Annotated in this window: 24 protein-coding genes; 14 read left to right on the top strand and 10 right to left on the bottom strand. The window is 60.3% G+C overall.

Annotated features, from left to right (window positions below; all coding sequences use genetic code 11):
* Positions 1–30 precede the first annotated feature (30 nt).
* Together ACWR1S_RS08835 and ACWR1S_RS08830 are read left to right on the top strand one after the other, a co-directional pair.
* Positions 31–168: a hypothetical protein gene (locus tag ACWR1S_RS08835; protein WP_003222780.1), complete on the top strand. Its 138-nt coding sequence runs from the start codon at positions 31–33 to the stop codon at positions 166–168.
* A 70-nt stretch (positions 169–238) separates the two neighbouring features.
* Positions 239–1,204, top strand: coding sequence for a leucyl aminopeptidase (locus tag ACWR1S_RS08830; protein WP_454563215.1), 966 nt, complete (start codon positions 239–241; stop codon positions 1,202–1,204).
* Positions 1,205–1,393: 189 nt separating this feature from the next.
* Here the strand turns inward: ACWR1S_RS08830 and rluB are convergent, their stop codons facing one another.
* The 6 genes from rluB to ACWR1S_RS08800 form a co-directional block, all read right to left on the bottom strand.
* Positions 1,394–2,614 (bottom strand): 23S rRNA pseudouridine(2605) synthase RluB, encoded by a 1,221-nt coding sequence (rluB, locus tag ACWR1S_RS08825; RefSeq protein ID WP_454563214.1) that lies wholly within the window; start codon positions 2,612–2,614, stop codon positions 1,394–1,396.
* Between the two features lie 143 nt (positions 2,615–2,757).
* Positions 2,758–2,949: a DUF1289 domain-containing protein gene (locus ACWR1S_RS08820; RefSeq protein ID WP_007919669.1), complete on the bottom strand. Its 192-nt coding sequence runs from the start codon at positions 2,947–2,949 to the stop codon at positions 2,758–2,760.
* 143 nt (positions 2,950–3,092) lie between these two features.
* Positions 3,093–4,082 (bottom strand): SMC-Scp complex subunit ScpB, encoded by a 990-nt coding sequence (gene scpB / locus ACWR1S_RS08815; RefSeq protein WP_454563213.1) that lies wholly within the window; start codon positions 4,080–4,082, stop codon positions 3,093–3,095.
* Positions 4,083–4,093: 11 nt separating this feature from the next.
* The gene (locus ACWR1S_RS08810; protein WP_172828192.1) at positions 4,094–4,792 is read right to left on the bottom strand and encodes a segregation and condensation protein A; all 699 of its coding nucleotides are present in this window, start codon (positions 4,790–4,792) and stop codon (positions 4,094–4,096) included.
* A 123-nt stretch (positions 4,793–4,915) separates the two neighbouring features.
* Positions 4,916–5,545 (bottom strand): L-threonylcarbamoyladenylate synthase, encoded by a 630-nt coding sequence (locus tag ACWR1S_RS08805; protein ID WP_038363745.1) that lies wholly within the window; start codon positions 5,543–5,545, stop codon positions 4,916–4,918.
* 13 nt (positions 5,546–5,558) lie between these two features.
* The gene (locus ACWR1S_RS08800; protein ID WP_454563212.1) at positions 5,559–6,422 is read right to left on the bottom strand and encodes a PHP domain-containing protein; all 864 of its coding nucleotides are present in this window, start codon (positions 6,420–6,422) and stop codon (positions 5,559–5,561) included.
* Between the two features lie 87 nt (positions 6,423–6,509).
* Between ACWR1S_RS08800 and ACWR1S_RS08795 the strand changes: the two genes are divergently transcribed.
* From ACWR1S_RS08795 to ACWR1S_RS08770, 6 genes are all read left to right on the top strand, one after another.
* Positions 6,510–7,109: a septation protein A gene (locus tag ACWR1S_RS08795; protein ID WP_007919675.1), complete on the top strand. Its 600-nt coding sequence runs from the start codon at positions 6,510–6,512 to the stop codon at positions 7,107–7,109.
* A 1-nt stretch (position 7,110) separates the two neighbouring features.
* Positions 7,111–7,410 (top strand): YciI family protein, encoded by a 300-nt coding sequence (locus ACWR1S_RS08790; RefSeq protein WP_016987935.1) that lies wholly within the window; start codon positions 7,111–7,113, stop codon positions 7,408–7,410.
* 150 nt (positions 7,411–7,560) lie between these two features.
* The gene (locus tag ACWR1S_RS08785; protein ID WP_454563211.1) at positions 7,561–7,971 is read left to right on the top strand and encodes a translation initiation factor 2; all 411 of its coding nucleotides are present in this window, start codon (positions 7,561–7,563) and stop codon (positions 7,969–7,971) included.
* A 7-nt stretch (positions 7,972–7,978) separates the two neighbouring features.
* The gene (locus tag ACWR1S_RS08780) at positions 7,979–8,656 is read left to right on the top strand and encodes a response regulator transcription factor (protein ID WP_016987937.1); all 678 of its coding nucleotides are present in this window, start codon (positions 7,979–7,981) and stop codon (positions 8,654–8,656) included.
* 125 nt (positions 8,657–8,781) lie between these two features.
* A complete protein-coding gene (locus tag ACWR1S_RS08775) occupies positions 8,782–9,231 on the top strand; it encodes a Spy/CpxP family protein refolding chaperone (RefSeq protein ID WP_454563210.1) in 450 nt (149 codons plus the stop codon).
* Positions 9,232–9,406: 175 nt separating this feature from the next.
* Positions 9,407–10,747: a sensor histidine kinase gene (locus ACWR1S_RS08770; RefSeq protein WP_454563209.1), complete on the top strand. Its 1,341-nt coding sequence runs from the start codon at positions 9,407–9,409 to the stop codon at positions 10,745–10,747.
* A gap of 313 nt (positions 10,748–11,060) precedes the next feature.
* Here the strand turns inward: ACWR1S_RS08770 and ACWR1S_RS08765 are convergent, their stop codons facing one another.
* Complete coding sequence (locus ACWR1S_RS08765) at positions 11,061–11,627, bottom strand: nitroreductase family protein (protein WP_454563208.1); 567 nt, start codon at positions 11,625–11,627, stop codon at positions 11,061–11,063.
* 121 nt (positions 11,628–11,748) lie between these two features.
* Here ACWR1S_RS08765 and ACWR1S_RS08760 point away from each other — a divergent pair, with 121 nt between their 5' ends.
* Positions 11,749–13,203: a TrkH family potassium uptake protein gene (locus tag ACWR1S_RS08760; RefSeq protein WP_150795335.1), complete on the top strand. Its 1,455-nt coding sequence runs from the start codon at positions 11,749–11,751 to the stop codon at positions 13,201–13,203.
* Here ACWR1S_RS08760 and ACWR1S_RS08755 read toward each other — a convergent pair.
* Positions 13,160–14,221, bottom strand: coding sequence for an AraC family transcriptional regulator (locus ACWR1S_RS08755; protein WP_250603668.1), 1,062 nt, complete (start codon positions 14,219–14,221; stop codon positions 13,160–13,162). The genes ACWR1S_RS08760 and ACWR1S_RS08755 overlap by 44 nt on opposite strands.
* 164 nt (positions 14,222–14,385) lie before the next feature.
* On the opposite strand from ACWR1S_RS08755, the gene ACWR1S_RS08750 reads away from it, so the two are divergent.
* Together ACWR1S_RS08750 and ACWR1S_RS08745 are read left to right on the top strand one after the other, a co-directional pair.
* A complete protein-coding gene (locus ACWR1S_RS08750) occupies positions 14,386–14,697 on the top strand; it encodes a DUF962 domain-containing protein (protein WP_160056702.1) in 312 nt (103 codons plus the stop codon).
* A gap of 14 nt (positions 14,698–14,711) precedes the next feature.
* Positions 14,712–15,302, top strand: coding sequence for an HD domain-containing protein (locus ACWR1S_RS08745; RefSeq protein WP_454563207.1), 591 nt, complete (start codon positions 14,712–14,714; stop codon positions 15,300–15,302).
* 77 nt (positions 15,303–15,379) lie between these two features.
* Here the strand turns inward: ACWR1S_RS08745 and ACWR1S_RS08740 are convergent, their stop codons facing one another.
* The gene (locus ACWR1S_RS08740; protein ID WP_007919701.1) at positions 15,380–16,195 is read right to left on the bottom strand and encodes a UDP-2,3-diacylglucosamine diphosphatase; all 816 of its coding nucleotides are present in this window, start codon (positions 16,193–16,195) and stop codon (positions 15,380–15,382) included.
* 133 nt (positions 16,196–16,328) lie between these two features.
* On the opposite strand from ACWR1S_RS08740, the gene ACWR1S_RS08735 reads away from it, so the two are divergent.
* Positions 16,329–17,093, top strand: a complete 765-nt coding sequence (locus ACWR1S_RS08735) for an AraC family transcriptional regulator (protein WP_158830673.1) — start codon at positions 16,329–16,331, stop codon at positions 17,091–17,093.
* A gap of 245 nt (positions 17,094–17,338) precedes the next feature.
* A complete protein-coding gene (locus ACWR1S_RS08730; protein WP_454563206.1) occupies positions 17,339–18,232 on the top strand; it encodes a DMT family transporter in 894 nt (297 codons plus the stop codon).
* Here ACWR1S_RS08730 and ACWR1S_RS08725 read toward each other — a convergent pair.
* The gene (locus tag ACWR1S_RS08725; RefSeq protein ID WP_116028916.1) at positions 18,226–18,513 is read right to left on the bottom strand and encodes a SelT/SelW/SelH family protein; all 288 of its coding nucleotides are present in this window, start codon (positions 18,511–18,513) and stop codon (positions 18,226–18,228) included. The genes ACWR1S_RS08730 and ACWR1S_RS08725 overlap by 7 nt on opposite strands.
* 71 nt (positions 18,514–18,584) lie before the next feature.
* On the opposite strand from ACWR1S_RS08725, the gene ACWR1S_RS08720 reads away from it, so the two are divergent.
* Positions 18,585–20,786: a patatin-like phospholipase family protein gene (locus ACWR1S_RS08720; RefSeq protein ID WP_454563205.1), complete on the top strand. Its 2,202-nt coding sequence runs from the start codon at positions 18,585–18,587 to the stop codon at positions 20,784–20,786.
* Positions 20,787–20,925: the final 139 nt, after the last annotated feature.

Here is a 20,925-nt window from a genome sequence, read left to right as displayed (position 1 = left end):
CAACCGTGAAAGTCATCTAGGAGATCGACCATGCAAGCACTGGAAAAAGACTTGGATACCGAACTGCAACTGGACGAATGGTTTGAAGCACCGACCCACGAGGCGGCAGTAGAAATGATGCAAGCCGACGCGGTGGTTCCGTTCGGCACGGCGATGTGGCCTCTGTAAGACATCCCGGGCAGGCACGATCCGGCCGGTCGTGCCTGCCGCTTTCTTCACGGTCAGTCAGGGAGGACTCATGGATAAGCCCCGCGCGATCTCGCATTTCCTTTACTACCTCGAATACCACCCTGCCCTTGCCGGCCTCGACTCGGCGAAGGTATTGCTCGGCCACACGGCTGATTATGCAGCGCTGACCGGCGCCATCGCCGAACAGGCTGGCGATCATCCACGCTTCAGGTTCAGCGCCCGACGTCTGGATCTGGAAAGCACCGCAGCGCTGACTTCGGCAATCACCGACAGCGATCTGTACATTTTCTTCTACGACTCCTCCACCCTGCCCAATCCGCGCCCCGACGGCCCGGAGTTTGTCCGCGCACTGCAAAGTGTGATGGCGGAAAACTGGAAGAAGTCGCTGCTGTTCAAGGATTACGGCGAGTATTTCTACGACACGTTCAGCGTCACCCCGCAGCGCATCGCTGGGCTCAACAGTCACTTGATTCAGCGGATGTCCCAGGCGACCACGCTGAGTTTCAAAGACGATGACGGCTCATGGTTTGAAACGCCGCTGAGCAGCATCAAGAAGTGGACCGACATCAACGGCGTCGGCAACTTCGACCTGGCCCCCGGCGAAATCGCCACCCACAGCGAAGCCATCAACGGCCATGTGAAATTCAAGGGCACATTCCTCAGCACCATCCCGTTTGCGCGCAAGTACGGCGTGCTGGAGTCGCCGCTGGAGTTATGGATCGAGAACTCGACCATCAGCCGCATCGCCACAGACGTGCCGGGGCTGGAGCATGACTTCAACAAGTACCTGGATGCGAATCCGTCGAACCGGCGGATTGAAGAATTAGGGATTGGCACCAATGAAGGCGTGAAGGATTTGTATGCGCGCAATGCCGGGTTTGAGGAACGGCATTGTGGCTTGCACCTTGGATTGGGCGGTGGCGCCAAGGGCAGTCATCACCTGGATCTGATCTTTTCTGGCGGGGTGTTGGCGCTGGATGACAAGCCGGTGTTTGATGGGCGCTTTGTGTTTTAGGGCCGGCACCTGATCGTTCCCACGCTCCGCGTGGGAATGCAGCCCGGGACGCTCCGCGTCCCTCTAGAGCCGAACGCGGAGCGTCCGTTGAGGCATTCCCACGCAGAGCGTTGGAACGATCGGTGTGCGCCAGACGAAAAAAAACGCCAACCCTGCGGTTGGCGTTTTTTCATTCGGCGCTAAACCCGATCACTCAGGTTTCTTGCGACCAAACCCCGGACGCTGACCGGAACCTGCCGGTGCACCACGACGTTTGCCCGACGGCTTGTCGCCATCAACCAGCTTGATCCCCGGACGCTTCGGCGCAGGCTTGGCCGGGCGCTTGTTGGTGGTGTCCGCTGGACGATCCGCCACTGGCGTGCCACGACCGGCAGGTGCACCACGCTCACCACGTTCAGTACGACCGTTGGCCGGACGCGGAGCACGCTCGCCGTCACGGGCAACCGGCTTGCGACCTGGACGCTCGCCTTCGATCTGCGGCTCGCGGCTTGGACGTGGGCCCGTCGGTGCGCCAGCAGCTGGACGCAGCGTACGTACGCGCTCGGTCTTGCCCATCGGACGCGACGATTTGCGCTGCATACGCTCAAGCTTGTCTTTGCTCTTGGCGTTCAGCTGCGGCATCGCTACCGGCGTCAGGCCGACTTCAGCACTGAGAATGTCGACTTCGTACTGGCTCATTTCGCGCCAGCGGCCCATCGGCAGGTCGGAGTTGAGGAACACCGGGCCGAAACGCACGCGCTTCAGACGGCTGACCACCAGACCTTGCGACTCCCACAGACGACGCACCTCACGGTTACGGCCTTCCATGACCACGCAGTGGTACCAGTGGTTGAAGCCTTCGCCACCCGGCGCCTGCTTGATGTCGGTGAACTTGGCCGGGCCGTCTTCCAGCACCACGCCGGCCTTCAGACGCTCGATCATCTCGTCGTCGACTTCACCGCGTACACGCACGGCGTATTCACGGTCCATTTCGTAGGACGGGTGCATCAGGCGGTTAGCCAGTTCACCGTCGGTGGTGAACATCAGCAAACCAGTGGTGTTGATGTCGAGACGACCGATGTTGATCCAGCGACCTTCTTTCGGACGCGGCAGCTTGTCGAACACGGTCGGACGGCCTTCCGGGTCGTCACGGGTGCAGATCTCGCCATCGGGTTTGTTGTACATGATCACGCGGCGTACCGATTCGGCCGCCTCTTCGCGCTTGATCACCTTGCCATCAATGGTGATGGCGTCGTGCATGTCGACGCGCAGACCGAGGGTGGCGTCTTTGCCATTGACCTTGATCCGGCCCTGGCTGATCCAGGCTTCCACGTCACGGCGCGAGCCGACGCCGATACGGGCGAGGACTTTCTGCAGCTTTTCGCCTGCTGGGCCGATTTCCTGGTCGTCTTTCTGAATGATGTCGCTCATCTGGGCACCTCCCGGTGTGGTCTGTTCAGGCGGCGCCTGAAGCATTGAAAACTGTGTTTTCGGGCGAAGGGATCGCCGAAGGGTCGCGAATCATACGCGGATGTGCGCCGTCGCGCATCAGAGACTAGCTGATCGATCGACAGTTATTTCTTTTTCCGCCGACCGGCGCCGCCAAGTTTGATCAGGCGCAGCGCGGCTTCGGCCAGTACGGTGCGCTTGTCGTCCTTGTCGAGTTTCTTCCAGGCCTTGATCTCGCGCTTGCTGCGGCCGCAGCCGAGGCAGATGTCGTCGGTGAATTTGCAGAGGCTGATGCACGGGTCTTTTGTCGAACTCATCGCCATCTCCGGAAAAACACAAATCCCTGTAGGAGTGAGCCTGCTCGCGATAGCGGTGTGTCAGTCAACATCTTCTTGGCAGATACACCGCTATCGCGAGCAGGCTCACTCCTACAAGGGATCGCGGTGTTCTTGGGATCGGGTCAGTCTTCGAACTCGCGGCGCTCGGCTTCGATGGCTTCGGCCAGGGCGCGGGCTTCGGCTTCTTCTTCGCTTAGCTCAGGTTCGGGCGCGTGTTGTTCGAGGGCAGCGACGGCGGCCAACAGCTTTTCACGGGCTTCGGCGACGCCGAGAATGTCTTCTTCCGGTTCGGCTTCAAGTTCAACTTCGATGGTTGGCTCGGCGATCTGCGGCTCAGTCTCAGTCTCAGTCTCAGTCTCGGTTTCTGCTTCAACCGTCGGCACCTCACCATCCACCGCATCCCGCAGCAAATCATCGAAGTCGGTCTTGATCCCCTCCTCCATGCTGTCCAGTTCCAGCAGCAAGGTATGGAAACTGGTTTCTTCCTTCTCCTCTTCCGGCTCGGCGCTGGCATCGGCCAGTTCCTGCAAACCCTGCGGCACCGGCGCGTCGTCGAAATCGAGCACCGGGTCGGTTTCCATCTCGCGCAGTTCGGCCAATGGCGGCAGGTCTTCGAGGTTCTTCAGGTTGAAGTGATCGAGAAAGCCCTTGGTGGTCGCGAACATCGCCGGTTTGCCGGGAACATCTCGGTAACCAACAACACGAATCCACTCACGTTCCAGCAAGGTTTTGACAATGTTGCTGTTCACCGCCACGCCACGCACGTCTTCGATCTCGCCACGAGTAATCGGCTGGCGGTAGGCGATCAGCGCAATGGTTTCCAGCAAGGCACGGGAATAGCGCTGCGGGCGTTCCTCCCAGAGTCGGCCGACCCACGGCGAAAACTTCTCGCGGATCTGCAAGCGATAGCCGGACGAGACTTCCTTGAGCTCAAAGGCGCGGCCCTCGCAGGATTTGCCCAGCAGCGTCAGGGCTTTCTTGAAGACCGCGGGTTCGGGCCGCTCGCCTTCTTCAAACAGTTCAAACAGGCGCTCAAGGGATTGCGGCTTTCCCGAGGCCAACAGAAAGGCTTCAAGCAGGGGTGCCAGCTCGCGGGGTTCAGTCAGGTTCATGTTTCGACTCGTTATTCGGCTCGGGCTCGCACGTGGATCGCGGCGAACGGCTCATTCTGCACCAGCTCGACCAAGGATTCCTTGACCAGTTCAAGGATCGCCATAAAAGTCACCACCACACCCAGCCGGCCCTCTTCGGCGGTGAACAGCTCGACGAACGGCACGAAACCGCCGCCCTTGAGCCGTTCCAGCACATCGCTCATGCGCTCGCGGGTGGACAGCGCCTCACGGCTGACCTGGTGGCTTTCAAACATATCGCCACGGCGCAGCACCTCGGCCATGCACATCAAAATTTCTTCCAGCGCGACATCCGGCAACAGCTTGCGTGCCCGGGCTTCCGGGGCGTCGAGCTTGGGTACGATGACATCGCGGCCGACGCGGCTGAGGCCGTCGATACCTTCGGCGGCCGCCTTGAAACGCTCGTATTCCTGCAAGCGGCGGATCAGTTCGGCGCGCGGGTCGTCTTCTTCGTCTTCGACGGTTTCGGCGCGCGGCAGGAGCATGCGCGACTTGATCTCGGCAAGCATCGCAGCCATCACCAGATACTCGGCGGCGAGTTCCAGGCGCACCGACTGCATCAATTCGACATAGCCCATGTACTGACGGGTGATTTCCGCCACCGGGATGTCGAGGATGTTGATGTTCTGTTTGCGGATCAGGTACAGCAGCAGGTCGAGCGGGCCTTCAAAAGCTTCGAGGAAGACTTCCAGCGCATCCGGCGGGATGTACAGGTCCAGCGGCATTTCCATGACCGCTTGGCCATAGACCATGGCAAACGGCAGCTCTTGCTGAGCGCCGGCCTGGGGATCGACAACGGTTTCCACTGCGGACATTCAGGCCTCGACCATGAACGGCGTCGGATCGCCGCAACCGACGCGAACCACTTCCGGGTCGTCGCCAGTCAAGTCGATCACCGTGGAGGCCTTGATGCCGCCGAAACCGCCGTCGACGATCAAGTCCACCTGGTGTTCGAGCAACTGACGCATTTCGTACGGATCGCTGAGCGGGTCTTCATCGCCGGGCATGATCAGGGTCACGCTCATCAGCGGCTCGCCGAGTTCGGCCAGCAGCGCCAGCGCGATCGGATGGCTCGGCACGCGCAAGCCGATGGTGCGCTTCTTCGGATGCAGCAAAAGACGCGGGACTTCGCGGGTGGCATTGAGGATGAAGGTGTACGGCCCCGGCAGATGCGCCTTGAGAATACGGAAAGTGCCGGTGTCGATCTTGGCGTAGTTACCCAATTGCGACAGGTCGCTGCAGATCAGTGCGAAGTTGTGCTTTTCATCGAGCTGACGCAGGCGGCGCACGCGCTCGATCGCGGTCTTATCGCCGATCTGGCAACCGATAGCGTAGGAAGAGTCCGTGGGATAAACCACCACCCCGCCCTTGCGGATGATCTCGACCGCCTGTTTGATCAGGCGCGCTTGTGGGTTTTCCGGATGTATCTGGAAAAATTGACTCACATTCTCTACCTGTTCAGACGGCGGCAATATCTGTGTCATGTTTGAACCGACACCACAGGGGTGGAAGGTCCTCGGGAACCGGCCGGTATTGGCCGATCTCGGACCAGCCGCCAGGGCCATGGAAGTCACTGCCGGCGCTGACCAGCAGACCGAACTCACGGGCAAGGATTGCCAGGCTGCCCACCTGTTCCGCAGGCTGATGGCCATTGACCACTTCAATTGCATGCCCGCCCGCTTGAATATAGTCGGCAATCAGCTTTCGGCGCTTGCTGCGGGTGAAATCGTAGTGCCACGGATGCGCCAGGCTGACCCAGGCATTGGCGGCGCGCAACGTGCCCACGGTGTCTTCCAGCGTCGGCCAGTGCAACTTGACGTCACCGAGCTTGCCGGCGCCGAGCCATTTGCGGAAGGCCTCGGCGCGATCCTTTACAAACCCTTCACGCACCATCCAGTCGGCGAAATGCGGACGGGCCGGGGCGTTGCCGCTGTCGCCCAGTTCCTGCTGGATCTGCCGGGCGCCATCAAGGGCACCGGGCATACCCTTGAGGGCGAGCTTGCGGCTTATTTCTTCCGACCGCAGCCAGCGCCCATCGTGCAATTTGGCGATGGCCTCGACCAACGGCGCGGCGTTGACGTCGAAACCGTAGCCCAGCACATGAATGGTCGCGCCGCCCCAGGTGCAGGACAATTCGACGCCATTGACCAGTTGCATGCCCAATTCATTGGCGGTCGCGCGCGCTTCGGCGAGGCCTTCGAGGGTGTCGTGGTCGGTCAACGCCAGGACTCGCACGCCGTTCTCGAACGCACGCGCAACCAGAACCGCAGGCGCCAGGGCGCCATCGGAGGCCGTGCTATGGCAGTGCAAATCAACATTCACGGGGAGTTGTAACCTCAAATCAGCTGGCGCTATCGCGCGCCCATATGTTTGTTATTATGCCGCCACATCCAGCTTCTGGCTCTCACTGTGAAACAATTCATCGATTTCATCCCGCTTCTGCTGTTCTTCATCGTTTACAAACTTGATCCACGGGTCGTCGACATCGCTGGCCATGAAGTGACTGTAGGCGGTATTTACAGCGCCACGGCGATGCTGATCATCAGTTCCCTGGTGGTGTACGGCGCGTTGTTCATCAAACAGCGCAAGCTGGAAAAGAGCCAATGGCTGACCCTGATCGCCTGCCTGGTGTTCGGCAGCCTGACGCTGGCCTTCCACAGCGAAACCTTCCTCAAGTGGAAAGCGCCGGTGGTCAACTGGCTGTTCGCCGTCGCCTTCATCGGCAGCCACTTCATCGGTGACCGTCTGCTGATCAAGCGCATCATGGGCCACGCGCTGACCCTGCCGGATCCGGTCTGGACTCGCCTGAACATTGCCTGGATTGCCTTTTTCCTGTTCTGCGGGGCTGCCAACCTGTTCGTCGCCTTCACCTTCCAGAGTTACTGGGTGGATTTCAAGGTGTTCGGCAGCCTGGGCATGACCCTGGTGTTCCTGGTCGCACAGGGCATTTACCTGTCGCGCCACCTGCACGATGCCGATACCACAACAACACCAAAAACCGAGGACTGACATGCTCTACGCCATCATTGCCACCGACGTCGCCAACTCGCTGGAAGCACGCCTGGCCGCGCGCCCTGCGCATCTGGAACGCCTGCAAGCGCTCAAGGGCGAAGGCCGCATCGTATTGGCCGGTCCGCACCCGGCCGTCGACAGCAATGATCCGGGTGCAGCGGGTTTCACCGGCAGCCTGATCGTCGCCGAGTTCGACTCGCTGAGTGCCGCACAGGCCTGGGCTGACGCCGATCCGTACATTGCCGCCGGCGTCTACGCCAACGTGATCGTCAAGCCGTTCAAGCAAGTCCTGCCTTGAAAGTCCTGTGATGAGGGGATTTCTCCCCTCATCACCCGCGATATTGCCGCTGACACTGAACCTTCCTGGTTCCTGCTGCTCTCAATCGCTCATTATTCTCGTTTGCCTGCCGACAACCTGCCCAATATCCATTTGGAAACAGGTGTCGCGATGCGCAAGGGTTCGTTGTGTCTGATGTTGGTCACGTTGTCGATCATGGCCCCCGCCCATGGTGAGGAAACCACCGAAAGCGGCAGCTCCACGCCATTGTCGTTAAGCGCCGGCAGCCAGATCACCGAGTTGCAGCAGCGCCTCAAGGCCAGCGAGCAGCAGCGGGAAGAACTGAGCAAACAACTGCAAAATGCCGACAACACCCGTGAAAGCGTCCAGCTCGCCCGGTTGCGCCAGGAGAACCAGCGTCTCAAGCTGCAACTCAAGGAAGCCCAGGCCAGCCCACTGCCGCGTCTGTTGACCGAACAACAGCAGTGGTTCGTCACGGGCGCCGGAGTAGCGCTATTAGCGCTGCTCTGCGGTATCTTTGCCAGTGGTGCAAGCCGAAAACGTCGGCAATGGCTAAATTGAGTGAGTCATGAGCGAGCTGTTACTGATTGATGATGACCAGGAGTTGTGCGAACTCCTGAGTAGCTGGCTGAGCCAGGAAGGCTTCCATGTGCGCGCCTGCCATGACGGCCAGAGCGCCCGCAAGGCGTTGGCCGAAACAGCCCCGGCGGCAGTGGTGCTGGACGTGATGCTGCCCGATGGCAGTGGTCTGGAACTGCTCAAGCAATTGCGCAACGACCACGCCGACCTGCCGGTGCTGATGCTCTCGGCCCGTGGCGAGCCGCTGGATCGCATCCTCGGCCTGGAACTGGGTGCCGACGATTACCTGGCCAAACCTTGTGATCCGCGCGAACTGACTGCGCGCCTGCGCGCGGTGTTGCGCCGCAGTCACCCGGCGGCCGTGTCGACGCAACTTGAATTGGGCGACCTGAGTTTCAGCCCGGTGCGTGGTGTGGTCAGCATCGACGAAAAAGAACTGACCCTCACCGTCTCCGAAAGCCGTCTGCTCGAAGCCCTGCTCAAGCAGCCTGGCGAGCCGCTGGACAAACAGGAACTGGCGCAGCTCGCCCTCGGCCGCAAGCTGACCCTGTACGACCGCAGCCTCGACATGCATGTCAGCAACCTGCGCAAAAAGATCGGCCCGCATCCGGACGGCCGCCCGCGCATCGTCGCCCTGCGCAGTCGCGGTTACTTCTATAGCCTGTAGGTTTTGTCAGGTCAGCGCTTGAGCGTCTTTACCGAAGCTTTACGCAGCGCTGACCGCCGCTGACCTTGATCTCCGTAATCTGTACTCATCCGGAACGTACCGGGAACGAGACAAGGAGATACACCATGCGCAAGACTCTTATCGCTCTGATGTTCGCTGCCGCTCTGCCAACCGTCGCCATGTCCATGCCGCAAGATGGCGGCCCGATGGGTGGCCCGCTTGACGGCCCACGCCACGGCGGTCAGATGCACGGCATGCACGGCAAAGGCCCGTACAGCCAACTCGACCTGTCCCGCGAACAACGCGAGCAGATCCGCAAGATCATGGGCGAGCAGATGCACGAGCGTAAGCAAGTGGTCGACAAGTACCTGGAAAAACTCTCGCCGGCTGACCAGAAAGCCATGAAGGACGAGATGGCGGCCAACCACAAGAAAGCCGAAACCGATGTCCGTGCCGTGTTGAAACCGGATCAACAGAAGAAATTCGACGAGATCCAGAAGAAGCAAGCCGAACGTCGCGCCGAATGGGCCGAGTTCAAGGCGTGGAAAGCGCAACAGGCGCAAAAGGCGCAATAATGATCTAACTTCAGGCCCGACGGCTCACCCCGTCGGGCCTGTTTTCACCCGTTGAACTGTGGGAGCGAGCTTGCTCGCGAATGCGGTGTATCAGACGCAGAAATGTTGACTGACACACCGCATTCGCGAGCAAGCTCGCTCCCACATGGGTTCTGCATTGCTTTGAGGATTTTCTGTGCGTTCATTGTTCTGGCGTATTCTCGCGAGCTTCTGGCTGGCCATCGCTCTGGTGGCCGGGTTGTCCATTCTGCTCGGGCATATGCTCAACCAGGACGCGTGGATCCTCAGCCGCCATCCAGGTCTCAACACCCTTGCCGGCGAATGGACGCAAACCTATGAAGCCCAGGGTGAAGAAGCCGCCCAGGACATTCTCGAACAGCGCAAACGCCAATATCACATCGACGTTCAGGTGCTCAACGAATCCGGCGACCCGGTAGTGCGCGGCACCTTCCCGCGCCGCGCCGCCGCTTTTGAGGCACGCCAGAACAACGATGACCGACGCCTGCCATGGCGTCGCCTCACCGATGAGTTCACCAGCGAAAAAACCGGTGACACCTACCTGTTCATCTACCGCATCCCGCACCCGGAACTCGATTCCTGGCACCGGGAAAGTCTGCTTTGGCCACTGAGCGCGCTGGGCATCGCGCTGGTGGTGCTGACGCTGTTCAGTTTGCTGGTGACCTTCTCCATCACCCGCCCGCTCAGCCGATTGCGCGGCGCGGTGCATGATCTGGGGCAGACCACCTATCAGCAGAACAGCCTGGCGAAACTGGCCAACCGTCGCGATGAATTCGGCGTACTGGCCAATGACTTCAATCGCATGGGCGCACGTTTGCAGAGCCTGATCGGCAGTCAGCGGCAGCTGTTGCGCGACGTGTCTCACGAATTGCGCTCGCCGCTGGCGCGGTTGCGCATTGCCTTGGCACTGGCGGAACGGGCCAACCCCGAAGAACGCGAGAAACTCTGGCCACGGCTGACCCGTGAATGTGATCGGCTGGAAGCGTTGATCAGTGAAATTCTTGTATTGGCGCGAGTCGATGCTGACAATGCCAGTGCTGAAGAGGTGGATTTGAATGCACTTCTCGGCACGCTACAGAAAGACGCGAAGCTTGCATCCCCCGAGCAGATTGTCCGTCTCGATGCCGAACCGCAGTTGAACCTCAAGGGCTGGCCGACCATGATCGAGCGCGCCGTCGATAATCTGCTGCGCAATGCCCAGCGCTTCAACCCGGAGGGTCTGGCGATTGAAATGCAAGCCTCGCGTCAGGGCGAAAAAATTGTCGTGAGTGTGCGCGATCATGGGCCGGGGGTGCAGGCCGAACATTTGAGTCAGTTGGGCGAGCCGTTTTATCGGGCGCCGGGGCAGACAGCGGCGGGGCATGGTTTGGGGCTGGCGATTGCGCGAAGGGCGGCGGAGCGGCATGGCGGGAGTTTGACGTTGGCCAATCATCCGCAGGGCGGGTTTATTGCCAGCCTGGAATTGCCGCTGGTGCCGGGTGCCGTCGTCCAACCCTGAGGGCCGCCCTCACTCCAGAAAAGCCCCTCACCCCAGCCCTCTCCCAGAGGGAGAGGGGGCCGACCGCGGTGTCTGGCGTCAGACATCGACCTGAAAAACCGAGTTGATTATGGGTCCGGAAGGCACGTGAATCGTCGCCGACTCAGGGCTCGAAATGCATCGGAACCGCTATCGACTCTGGGCTCGAGATGCATCGGAGCCGTTATCGACTCTGGATTCAGCCGAGCACTTTCAGGTCGGCGTACCTCTACAGCATCCCCCAATCAGTCCCCTCTCCCTCTGGGAGAGGGTTAGGGTGAGGGGCTTTTGATCTTCAGGCCTTACCGGGCCAGGCGCTGACGAAGTCGGTCAGATCGACCTTCTCCGCCACACGCGGCTCTTTCTGCGGGGTGCCAAGGTACAAGAACGCGATGACTTCTTCGCCTTCCGCCAAGCCCAGGCCTTGCGCCACGTGCTGCGAATAAGCCAGATCCCCTGTACGCCACACCGCACCAATCCCCTGCGCATACGCCGCCAGCAAAATCCCGTGCGCCGCACACCCGGCTGCCAGCAACTGCTCGGCCTTCGGATACTTGACGTGTTCCTGCAACCTGGCGATTACCACAACCACCAGCGGCGCACGCAGCGGGCCGTTGCGGGCCTTGTCGATCATCGCTTCGGTGACTTCGCCTTCCTGCATCTGTGCAGCCTCGGCCAGCAACTCGCCCATCTGCTCGCGCGCTGCGCCTTCGACGGTCAGAAAGCGATACGGCTGCAAATGCCCGTGATCCGGCGCGCGCAACGCGGCGCCAAACAGGGCTTCGCGCTGCTCGGCAGTGGGGGCCGGTTCGACCAGTCGTGGAACGGAAACACGGTTGAGCAACGCGTCGAGAGCCTGCATCGGCCACCTCCTGAAAAATATGTGCGGCTATTCTAGCTTTATCTGTACACAGGATGCCGGTTTACATGCCCTGCCCCACGGGTAGAATGGCGCCCTTCTCACATCAGCCCGAGCGGACTTCATGGCGTTGCCGACCTTACGGATCATTGGTTTCATTATCGGCATCTTCCTGATCACCCTGGCCGTGGCCATGGTCGTGCCGATGGCCACCCTGGTGATTTTCGAACGCACCAGCGACCTGCCGTCGTTCCTCTGGGCGAGCATGATCACCTTCGTCGCCGGCCTCGCACTCGTGATTCCCGGCCGCCCGGAGCACATTCACCTACGCCCGCGCGACATGTACCTGTTGACTGTCAGCAGTTGGCTGGTGGTGTGCATTTTCGCCGCGCTGCCGTTTCTGCTGACCCAGCACATCAGCTACACCGACTCGTTTTTCGAGAGCATGTCCGGCATCACCGCCACCGGCTCAACCGTACTCAACGGTCTGGACAACATGTCCCCCGGCATTCTGATGTGGCGCTCGCTGCTGCACTGGATCGGTGGCATCGGCTTTATCGGTATGGCGGTAGCGATTCTGCCGCTGCTGCGCATCGGTGGCATGCGCCTGTTCCAGACCGAATCCTCGGACCGCTCAGAAAAGGTCATGCCGCGCTCGCACATGGTGGCGCGGCTGATCGTCGCGGCTTATGTCGGCATTACCATTCTTGGCAGTCTGGCGTTCTGGTGGGCCGGGATGAGCCCGTTCGATGCGATCAACCACGCGATGTCAGCGATTTCCACCGGCGGGTTCTCGACCTCTGATCAGTCGCTGGCGAAGTGGACGCAACCGGCGGTGCACTGGGTCGCGGTGGTCATCATGATTCTCGGCAGCCTGCCGTTCACCCTGTACGTGGCGACGTTGCGCGGCAACCGCAAGGCTTTGATCAAGGATCAGCAGGTGCAGGGTTTGCTCGGGATGTTGTTGGTAACCTGGCTGGTGCTCGGCACGTGGTACTGGTGGACGACCAACCTGCACTGGCTGGACGCCTTGCGCCACGTGGCGCTGAACGTGACCTCGGTGGTCACCACCACCGGTTTTGCCCTTGGCGACTACAGCCTGTGGGGCAACTTCTCGCTGATGCTGTTTTTCTATCTCGGCTTTGTCGGCGGCTGTTCCGGTTCAACCGCGGGCGGGATCAAGATCTTCCGTTTCCAGGTCGCCTATATCCTGCTCAAGGCCAACCTTAATCAGCTGATTCACCCGCGCGCGGTGATCAAGCAGAAGTACAACGGTCACCGCCTCGACGAAGAGATCGTGCGCTCGATTCTGACGTTTTCGTTTTTCTTCGCCATTACCATCTGCGTGATCGCCCTGCTGCTGTCGCTGCTCGGCGTCGACTGGATGACCGCACTGACCGGTGCCGCCAGCACTGTGTCCGGCGTCGGCCCGGGCCTGGGCGAAACCATCGGCCCGGCGGGTAACTTCGCCACCCTGCCGGACGCGGCCAAGTGGATCCTGTCGTTCGGCATGCTGCTCGGCCGACTGGAGATCATTACGGTGTTTGTACTGTGTATTCCGGCCTTTTGGCGTCACTGACGGCACCCGGCGCCTGCAACAACCGCGTCCGGTAATCACCGGGCGTGGTGTCGAACCAGCGGCGGAACGCGCGAAAGAAGTTGCTCGGGTCGGCAAAGCCCAACAGATAGGCAATCTCCAGCAAGGTCATGCTCGGTTGCGCCAGATACTGCTCGGCCAGTTCGCGGCGCGTGTCATCGAGCAACTGCTGAAAACTGGTGCCCTCCTCCTGCAACCGCCGCTGCAAGGTGCGTTGTGACAGGTGCAGGGTCTGCGCGACGGTATCGCGCTTCGGCTCGCCTTGTGGCAGCAACCGGCACAGCACCTGCCGCGCCTTGTGGGTCACGCGGCTTTCGGAAAAACGCGCCAGGTATTCCCCGGCAAACCGGTCATGCAACAGCGCCATCGCCTCGTTGGCGGTGGGCAGTGGCGCCTCCATGTCGGCACGTTCGAAAATCAGCGCGTCATACGGCGCGTTGAACATCAGCGGTGCGTGGAAAGCTTGTTTATAGGGTTCCAGGTCATCCGGTTCAGCGCCCTGCACCAGCACTTTGACCGGGTGCAGAGTGCGTCCGGTCAACCAGCCACACAGGCCCAGTGCACAGGCCAGTGAGGCTTCGGCACTTTGCCGGGTGGGCGGCAGATGATCGCCATGCACCGTGAGGATCAGCGCGTAGCCTTCCTCCAGCAGACGAAAACTCAGGTCGGCACTTTCAGCGATGATGCGCTGATAACGCACCAATCGTTGAAAGCCTTCGGCCAGGGTATTGCTCGACATCAGCGCGTAGCCGGCGACATGAAACGACGCTGGTCGCACCACTTTGCCCATGTTCAGGCCGATCGCCGGATTACCGGACAACTCGACCGCCCGTTGCCAGAGGCGGGTCATGGAGTCTTGCGGGAAGCGCGCATCCGGATCATCCAGAGCCGTGTAATCGAGCCCCAGTTGCTTGAACAGAACCCGGCAATCCAGGCCGTCCATCTCCAATGCTTTGACAATCCCCATCGCCCAGCTTGCAGAAGTCGTTCGTTCGCTCATGGCGTTTTTCTTTTACATGAGGGGCCGCATGTTACGGCCTGATTTGCGAAGGATACTAAAGTGGCGCCGATTGTCACTGGCCCACGCCAATGATCACTCTAGACTCAAATAAGCTACCCGCAGAACAACTCGTCGCCAGAACAATAACCACAGAGAACGCGGTCGTGGAAAACATCAAGCATTTCAACAGCTTCGCTGAGTTCTATCCGTATTACCTCAGCGAACACAGCAACAGCACCTGCCGGCGCCTGCATTTCATCGGCACGACACTGGTGATTTTCATTCTGGCGATGACCATCGCCAAAGGCGCCTGGCTGCTGTTATTGGCCGTGCCGCTGGCCGGTTACAGCTTTGCCTGGGTCGGGCACTTCTTCTTTGAAAAGAACCGACCGGCGACTTTTCAGCATCCGCTGTACAGCCTGCTCGGCGACTTCGTCATGTACCGCGACATGATTCTGGGTCGCGTGGCGTTCTGAATGAGGGTCAGCCAATGAATGCCAATGCCCGCTTCACCCATATGAAAGACGGTACGCAGGAAGACTGGGCGATCATCGCCGCCGACTTCAATGCCTACGCCAAACAACTGCCATCGCGGATCACGACTCACCTGAAGTTGCTTGAAGGAGACTTCGGTGGTTTCCCGGTGGATCGCCTGACCCACTCGCTGCAAACCGCGACCCGCGCCTATCGTGACGGGCGCGACGAGGAATATGTGGTTTGCGCGTTGCTGCATGACATTGGTGACACTTTGGGCTCGTATAACCACCCGGACATTGCCGCGGCGATTCTCAAGCCGTTCGTCAGTGCCGAGAACTTGTGGATGGTCGAGAAGCACGGGGTGTTTCAGGGTTACTACTTCTTTCATCATCTGGGCATGGATCGGCATCTGCGCGAGCAGTTCGCCGGTCATCCGCAGTATCAAGCGACCGCCGAGTTCTGTGCCAAATACGATGCGGCGGCGTTTGATCCGGGCTATGACACGCTGCCGTTGAGCTTCTTTGAACCGATGATGGAGCGGTTGTTTGCGCAGCCGAAGAACTCGACTTACAAAGCGGCAATGGAGGAACACAGCCCGGCCTAAGATCAAAAGATCGCAGCCTTCGGCAGCTCCTACACAGGTCTCATGTAGGAGCTGCCGAAGGCTGCGATCTTTTGCTTTTATGCGAGTTCGGCGACTTTGGCCGCTTTCAGCTCCGCCTCACGCGCCTGCGCATCCGCCAGCCGATACAGCTCGATCGTGCCATCCCAATGCTCGATCAACGCCGTACACGACTCCACCCAATCGCCGCAATTGAGGTAATCCACCTCGCCCACCTTGCGGATCTCGGCGTGGTGAATGTGCCCGCAGACCACGCCATGCAATTCGCGTTTGACGCATTCATGGGCAATGGCTTCTTCAAAATCACTGATGAAACTCACCGCCGTTTTCACTTTGTGTTTCAGGTACGCCGACAGCGACCAATAGCCGTAGCCATAGCGCGCACGCCAGTGGTTGAGCCAGCGATTGAGGGTCAGGGTAAATTCGTAGGCCGAGTCGCCAAGGAACGCCAGCCAGCGGTGATAACGGGTGATCACATCGAACTGATCGCCGTGAATCACCAGCAGATGCCGACCGTCTGCGGTGACATGCACCGCCTCGTCGACCAACTGGATATTGCCCAGAATCAGCTTCGAATAGCGGCGCAGGAATTCGTCGTGGTTACCGGTGACGTAAATCACCTCGGTGCCACGCTTGCTCATGGTCAGCAAGCGGCGGATCACGTTGGTATGCGCTTGTGGCCAGTACATGCCGCCGCGCAGTTTCCAGCCGTCAATGATGTCGCCAACGAGGTAAATCTTGTCGGCATGGTAGCCCTTGAGAAATTGCGACAAGTGCTCGGCCTGGCAATCGCGCGTGCCCAGATGCACGTCGGAGATCCACAAGGTGCGCACGCGTTGTTTACGGCTGGGTCTGGCGAGCTCGGCGCTGGTCATGGGCAACCCTCTGCGATGTTTTCGCCACTCTGCGCCTGCCCGGTTAATCGACCATGACAAGCGTGAGTCAATCGTGTGACAACGCACCCGATGCGGGTCGGTGTAGACTGCAGGCCTGCCCGGAGACTTGTTCATGCGCCCGATTCTCACCCTGCGTCAGTACACCCACGATCTGATCGTGCACAGCCACGAACACGCCCAACTGGTGTTCGGGCTGTCCGGCGCGCTGGATTTCGAAGTCGAGGGTTGTGGCAGCCAGGTACGTCAGCAGAGTTTTGTGGTGATCCCTTCGGGTGCGCATCACGCTTGCGGCAGTCCCGATGGCAGCCGCTGTCTGGTGATGGATATTCCTGACGGGCAATGGCTGGTCGACTCGCTGGGCGATCATGCCGACGCCAGCCGCCGCTTGCTTGATCAGCCCGCACGCCTGTCGCTGGATTCCGGGCAGAGTCAGTTGGTCAGTTGGCTGGCGAACAGCCCGGTCAGCGATCCGTTGATCGCGCAGCAAGGTTCAGTGCTGCTTCTGGCCAGCCTCAATCAGGCGCGGCCGGCCGAGCTGGCGGCCCGACGGCTGCCCTATGCGGCGCTGGATGCGCACATCGAGCAAAACGCCGCATATCCGCTGCAGGTTGCCGATCTGGCGCGGGTTGCCGGGCTCTCAAGCGCGCGCCTGCATGCACGCTTCATGGCCGAGTGCGGGCAGACGCCGATGGATTACATCCGCAGCCGGCGCTTGCATCTGGCCGTGCAAATGCTCCGCGACACGCTGTTGCCGATGGGTGAAATTGCCAGTCGCGTCGGTTACAGCTCGCAGAGTGCCTTCTCGGCCGCCGTGCTGCGCGAGTTCGGCGCATCACCCGGCCAGCTTCGTCGCGACTCCTGCGACAAACGACGATAGTTCGCCGACAGACTTACTGACCTCAACACGCTTAAATGTAGGAGCTGCCGAAGGCTGCGATCTTTTGATGTTGATCGTTCCTACGCTCTGCGTGGGAATGCAGCCCGTGACGCTCCGCGTCACTGGACGCAGAGCGTCCCTAGCGGCGTTACCACGCAGAGCGTGGGAACGATCAAGCAAGATCAAAAGATCGCAGCCTTCGGCAGCTCCTACAGTGAGATTGTGTTTGCGATAGAAGGATTGCAATGACTCCGCGTACCGCCCTCGGCGCTCTGCATATCGGCGCTTTGATGTTTGGCCTGACCGGTGTGTTCGGCAAACTCGCTGCCGCGTCTCCCGCTGTGATCGTCTTCGGTCGCGCGGCTTTTGCGGTGCTGGTCCTGGCGTTTTTCGTGCGTTTTGCCAGCCAGAACGGCTGGCAGAAACTGCAGGCGCTGGACTATCGACGCCTCGCCCTCAGCGGTGTGTTGCTGGCCGGGCACTGGGTGAGTTTCTTCATTTCGGTGAAAGTCGCCGGCGTCGCTATCGCCACTTTGGGTTTTGCCAGTTTCCCGGCCTTCACGGTGATTCTTGAAGGACTGATCTTCCGCGAACGCATCCGCGCCAATGAAATGCTGCTGGTGGTGTTGGTCAGCATCGGTCTGATTCTGGTGACCCCGGCCTTCGACCTGGGCAGCGGCGCGACCATTGGTTTGCTCTGGTCTGTTCTTTCGGGGTTGCTGTTTTCGCTGTTGTCACTGACCAACCGCGCCAGCTCTGGGCGCGTCCCGGCCGTGCAAGCGGCGCTGTGTCAAAACGTCGTGGTGGCGCTGTGTCTGCTGCCGGTTGCGGCGCCGCAACTGAGCGAGGTACGCGCACTTGACTGGCTGTGGATTGCCCTGCTCGGGGTGTTCTGCACCGGCGTCGCCCACAGCCTGTTCGTCGCCAGTCTGGCGGTGATCAAGGCACGCACGGCGGCAGTGGTGTTTGCCATGGAGCCGGTTTACGGCATCACCATCGCCTGGCTGCTGTTCAACGAAAACCCGACGCTACGGATGTTGATGGGCGGCGCATTGATCATCATCGCCATCGTCGTGTCCGCGCGGATGTCTGGCAGCGCCGACAAGAAAACCGTTGCCGCCGAAGCCGCGTCTCACTGAGTGCGGTCGTTGTGCCCGAGATCGCGGTCAGGATCGATCTGATCGCGAACCCGCTGCTTCAAGACCTTGGCCTCGGGAAAACCGCCGTCAGCCTTGCGTTCCCAGATCTGCACGCCGGCGCAGGTGATGTGAAATACCCCGCCGGTGCCTGGCACCAACGAGACTTTGCCGAGGTCATCGCCGAAGGTACTGAGCAGTTCCTGCGCCAGCCACGCCGCGCGCAGCAGCCACTGGCATTGGCTGCAATAAGTGATGACAACTTCTGCTTTTGCGACAGTCATGTTCGCTGAAACTCCTGAGACAGAGGGCGCCGCTATAATAGCCGGCTTTATCGTTTGCCCCGAGACTCACAATGCGCCGTCTGCTGTTCTGCCTGCTGCTTGGTTTCCTTCCTTTGCTCGCTCACGCCGGCGTCGCTGCCAGTGACGCGACGCGACCGAAAGTCGGCCTGGTGCTGTCCGGCGGTGCCGCGCGCGGCCTGGCGCATATCGGCGTGCTCAAGGCGCTGGAAGAGCAAGGCATCAAGATCGATGCGATCGCCGGCACCAGCATGGGCGCGGTGGTTGGTGGCCTGTACGCCTCGGGTTACAAGATCGATGAGCTGGAAAAACTCGCGCTGAACATCGACTGGCAAGCCGCGTTGTCCGACGCGCCGCCGCGTGAAGACGTGCCGTTTCGACGCAAACAGGATGACCGCGACTTTCTGGTCAAACAGAAACTCAGCTTTCGCGACGACGGCAGTCTCGGCCTGCCGCTGGGCGTGATTCAAGGCCAGAACCTTTCGCTGCTGCTGGAAAGCCTGCTGGCCCACACCAGTGACACCCGCGATTTCGACAAACTGCCCATCCCGTTTCGCGCCGTCGCCACCGATATTTCCAATGGCGAAAAAGTGGTGTTTCGCAAAGGTCACTTGCCCCAGGTGATCCGCGCCAGCATGTCGATCCCGGCGGTGTTCGCCCCGGTCGAACTCGATGGCCGGCTGCTGGTGGACGGCGGCATGACCGACAACATTCCCCTCGATGTCGCGAGGGAAATGGGCGTTGACGTGGCCATCGTCGTTGATATCGGCACACCACTGCGCAACCGCAAGCAACTGACCACCGTGGTCGATGTGTTGAACCAGTCGATCACCCTGATGACCCGCAGTAACTCCGAAGAACAACTGGCCGCGCTGAAATCTTCAGACGTACTGATCCAGCCTGCGCTGGCCGCGTTCGGTGTCACCGATTTCGGTAAAGCCCAGGAGATGATCGACGCCGGTTACCGCGCCACGCGAATTCTCGATGCACGCCTCGCCGTGCTCAAACCCAAGGAATCCCAGGACGCCGAACTCAACGCCGCGCGCTCACCGGGTCAACGTACGCCGATCATCACCGCGATCCGCGTCGAGAACGACTCGAAGGTCGATGACGATATCATTCGCTATTACATCCGCCAGCACATCGGCGAGCCGCTGGATCTGGCGCGACTGCATTCGGACATGGGCACCTTGTATGGCCTCGATTACTTCGAACAGGTGCAATACCGCGTGGTGCACAAGGGTCAGGATCACACGCTGGTGATCAGCGCCCGGGGCAAACGCAGCGGCACCGATTACTTGCGGGTCGGCCTCAACCTGTCGGACGACATGCGCGGCGACAGCGCTTTCAACCTCGGCGCCAGCTACCGCGTCAACGGCATCAACCGCCTCGGCGCGGAATGGCTGACCCGTGCGCAGATTGGCGACAAACAAGAGCTGTACAGCGAGTTCTATCAACCGCTGGATGTCGGCTCGCGTTACTTCGTTGCGCCGTACGCCTCGTTCGAAGCGCAGAACGTCGATTCGGTGCTCGACAACGATCCAATCGCGCAATATCGCGTAGAGCGCTACGGGTTCGGCCTCAACTTCGGTCGCCAGATCGGCAACAACGGCGAAGTGCGTTTTGGTGTCGGCGAGGCCTGGGGCAAGGCCGATGTAAGGATTGGCGATCAGGATCTGCCGAGTGAAAACTTCAACGAAGGCTTCTATGCGCTGAAATATTCCTACGACTCACTGGATAACGTGTATTTCCCTCACGAAGGCAAGGACGTCAGCCTGACGCTGATGCAGTTCGAACCGGGCCTGGGTTCGGATACGCGCTATCGACAATGGGAATTCAAACTCGACAAAGCCATGAGCCGAGGTCCGGATACGCTGATTCTCGGCGGACGCTATGGGCGTACGCTGGACGATGCCAACGTGGTGACGTCGAGTTTCCTGCTCGGCGGTGCGCGGCAGTTGTCGGGCTTTCGGGAAGACGCGATCTCCGGGCAAAACGTCAGCCTGATGCGCGCGGTGTACTACCGCCGGTTGACACCGCGCTCGTACCTGCCGCTGGACTTCCCGCTGTATGCCGGCGCCTCGCTGGAACGTGGACGGGCGTGGAACAACGACAATGAGTTCGACAGTGGTTACATCAACGCCGCCAGCGTGTTTATCGGTTTTGACACGCCGCTGGGGCCGTTGAACTTCAGCTATGGGTTAAATGATGCGAATGAGCAGGCGGTTTATCTGAATCTGGGGCAGACCTTCTGACCGGGGTCAGGAATTGATGTTGTCTGACCGTCAGTCTTCGCGAGCAGGCTCGCTCCCACAATGGTTCTGCGAATACAGTTCAAATGTGGGAGCGAGCCTGCTCGCGAAAACGCTATCAGCGCCACCGCAAATCAATCGG

The sequence above is a fragment of the Pseudomonas sp. AIG genome (genome assembly GCF_977020205.1).
Note: the sequence above shows the minus strand (reverse complement) of the source record. Positions and strands in the feature narration are given on the sequence as shown.

Bases quoted from the DNA above. Each gene is read 5' to 3' on its own strand.
- ACWR1S_RS08785 (WP_454563211.1), top strand. From the start codon at position 7,561: ATGCGCAAGGGTTCGTTGTGTCTGATGTTGGTCACGTTGTCGATCATG.
- ACWR1S_RS08820 (WP_007919669.1), bottom strand. From the start codon at position 2,949: ATGAGTTCGACAAAAGACCCGTGCATCAGCCTCTGCAAATTCACCGAC.
- ACWR1S_RS08790 (WP_016987935.1), top strand. From the start codon at position 7,111: ATGCTCTACGCCATCATTGCCACCGACGTCGCCAACTCGCTGGAAGCA.
- scpB (WP_454563213.1), bottom strand. From the start codon at position 4,082: ATGAACCTGACTGAACCCCGCGAGCTGGCACCCCTGCTTGAAGCCTTT.
- rluB (WP_454563214.1), bottom strand. From the start codon at position 2,614: ATGAGCGACATCATTCAGAAAGACGACCAGGAAATCGGCCCAGCAGGC.
- ACWR1S_RS08740 (WP_007919701.1), bottom strand. From the start codon at position 16,195: ATGACCAGCGCCGAGCTCGCCAGACCCAGCCGTAAACAACGCGTGCGC.
- ACWR1S_RS08720 (WP_454563205.1), top strand. From the start codon at position 18,585: ATGCGCCGTCTGCTGTTCTGCCTGCTGCTTGGTTTCCTTCCTTTGCTC.
- ACWR1S_RS08835 (WP_003222780.1), top strand. From the start codon at position 31: ATGCAAGCACTGGAAAAAGACTTGGATACCGAACTGCAACTGGACGAA.
- ACWR1S_RS08765 (WP_454563208.1), bottom strand. From the start codon at position 11,627: ATGCAGGCTCTCGACGCGTTGCTCAACCGTGTTTCCGTTCCACGACTG.
- ACWR1S_RS08755 (WP_250603668.1), bottom strand. From the start codon at position 14,221: ATGAGCGAACGAACGACTTCTGCAAGCTGGGCGATGGGGATTGTCAAA.
- ACWR1S_RS08745 (WP_454563207.1), top strand. From the start codon at position 14,712: ATGAATGCCAATGCCCGCTTCACCCATATGAAAGACGGTACGCAGGAA.
- ACWR1S_RS08830 (WP_454563215.1), top strand. From the start codon at position 239: ATGGATAAGCCCCGCGCGATCTCGCATTTCCTTTACTACCTCGAATAC.
- ACWR1S_RS08760 (WP_150795335.1), top strand. From the start codon at position 11,749: ATGGCGTTGCCGACCTTACGGATCATTGGTTTCATTATCGGCATCTTC.
- ACWR1S_RS08725 (WP_116028916.1), bottom strand. From the start codon at position 18,513: ATGACTGTCGCAAAAGCAGAAGTTGTCATCACTTATTGCAGCCAATGC.
- ACWR1S_RS08730 (WP_454563206.1), top strand. From the start codon at position 17,339: ATGACTCCGCGTACCGCCCTCGGCGCTCTGCATATCGGCGCTTTGATG.
- ACWR1S_RS08735 (WP_158830673.1), top strand. From the start codon at position 16,329: ATGCGCCCGATTCTCACCCTGCGTCAGTACACCCACGATCTGATCGTG.
- ACWR1S_RS08780 (WP_016987937.1), top strand. From the start codon at position 7,979: ATGAGCGAGCTGTTACTGATTGATGATGACCAGGAGTTGTGCGAACTC.
- ACWR1S_RS08775 (WP_454563210.1), top strand. From the start codon at position 8,782: ATGCGCAAGACTCTTATCGCTCTGATGTTCGCTGCCGCTCTGCCAACC.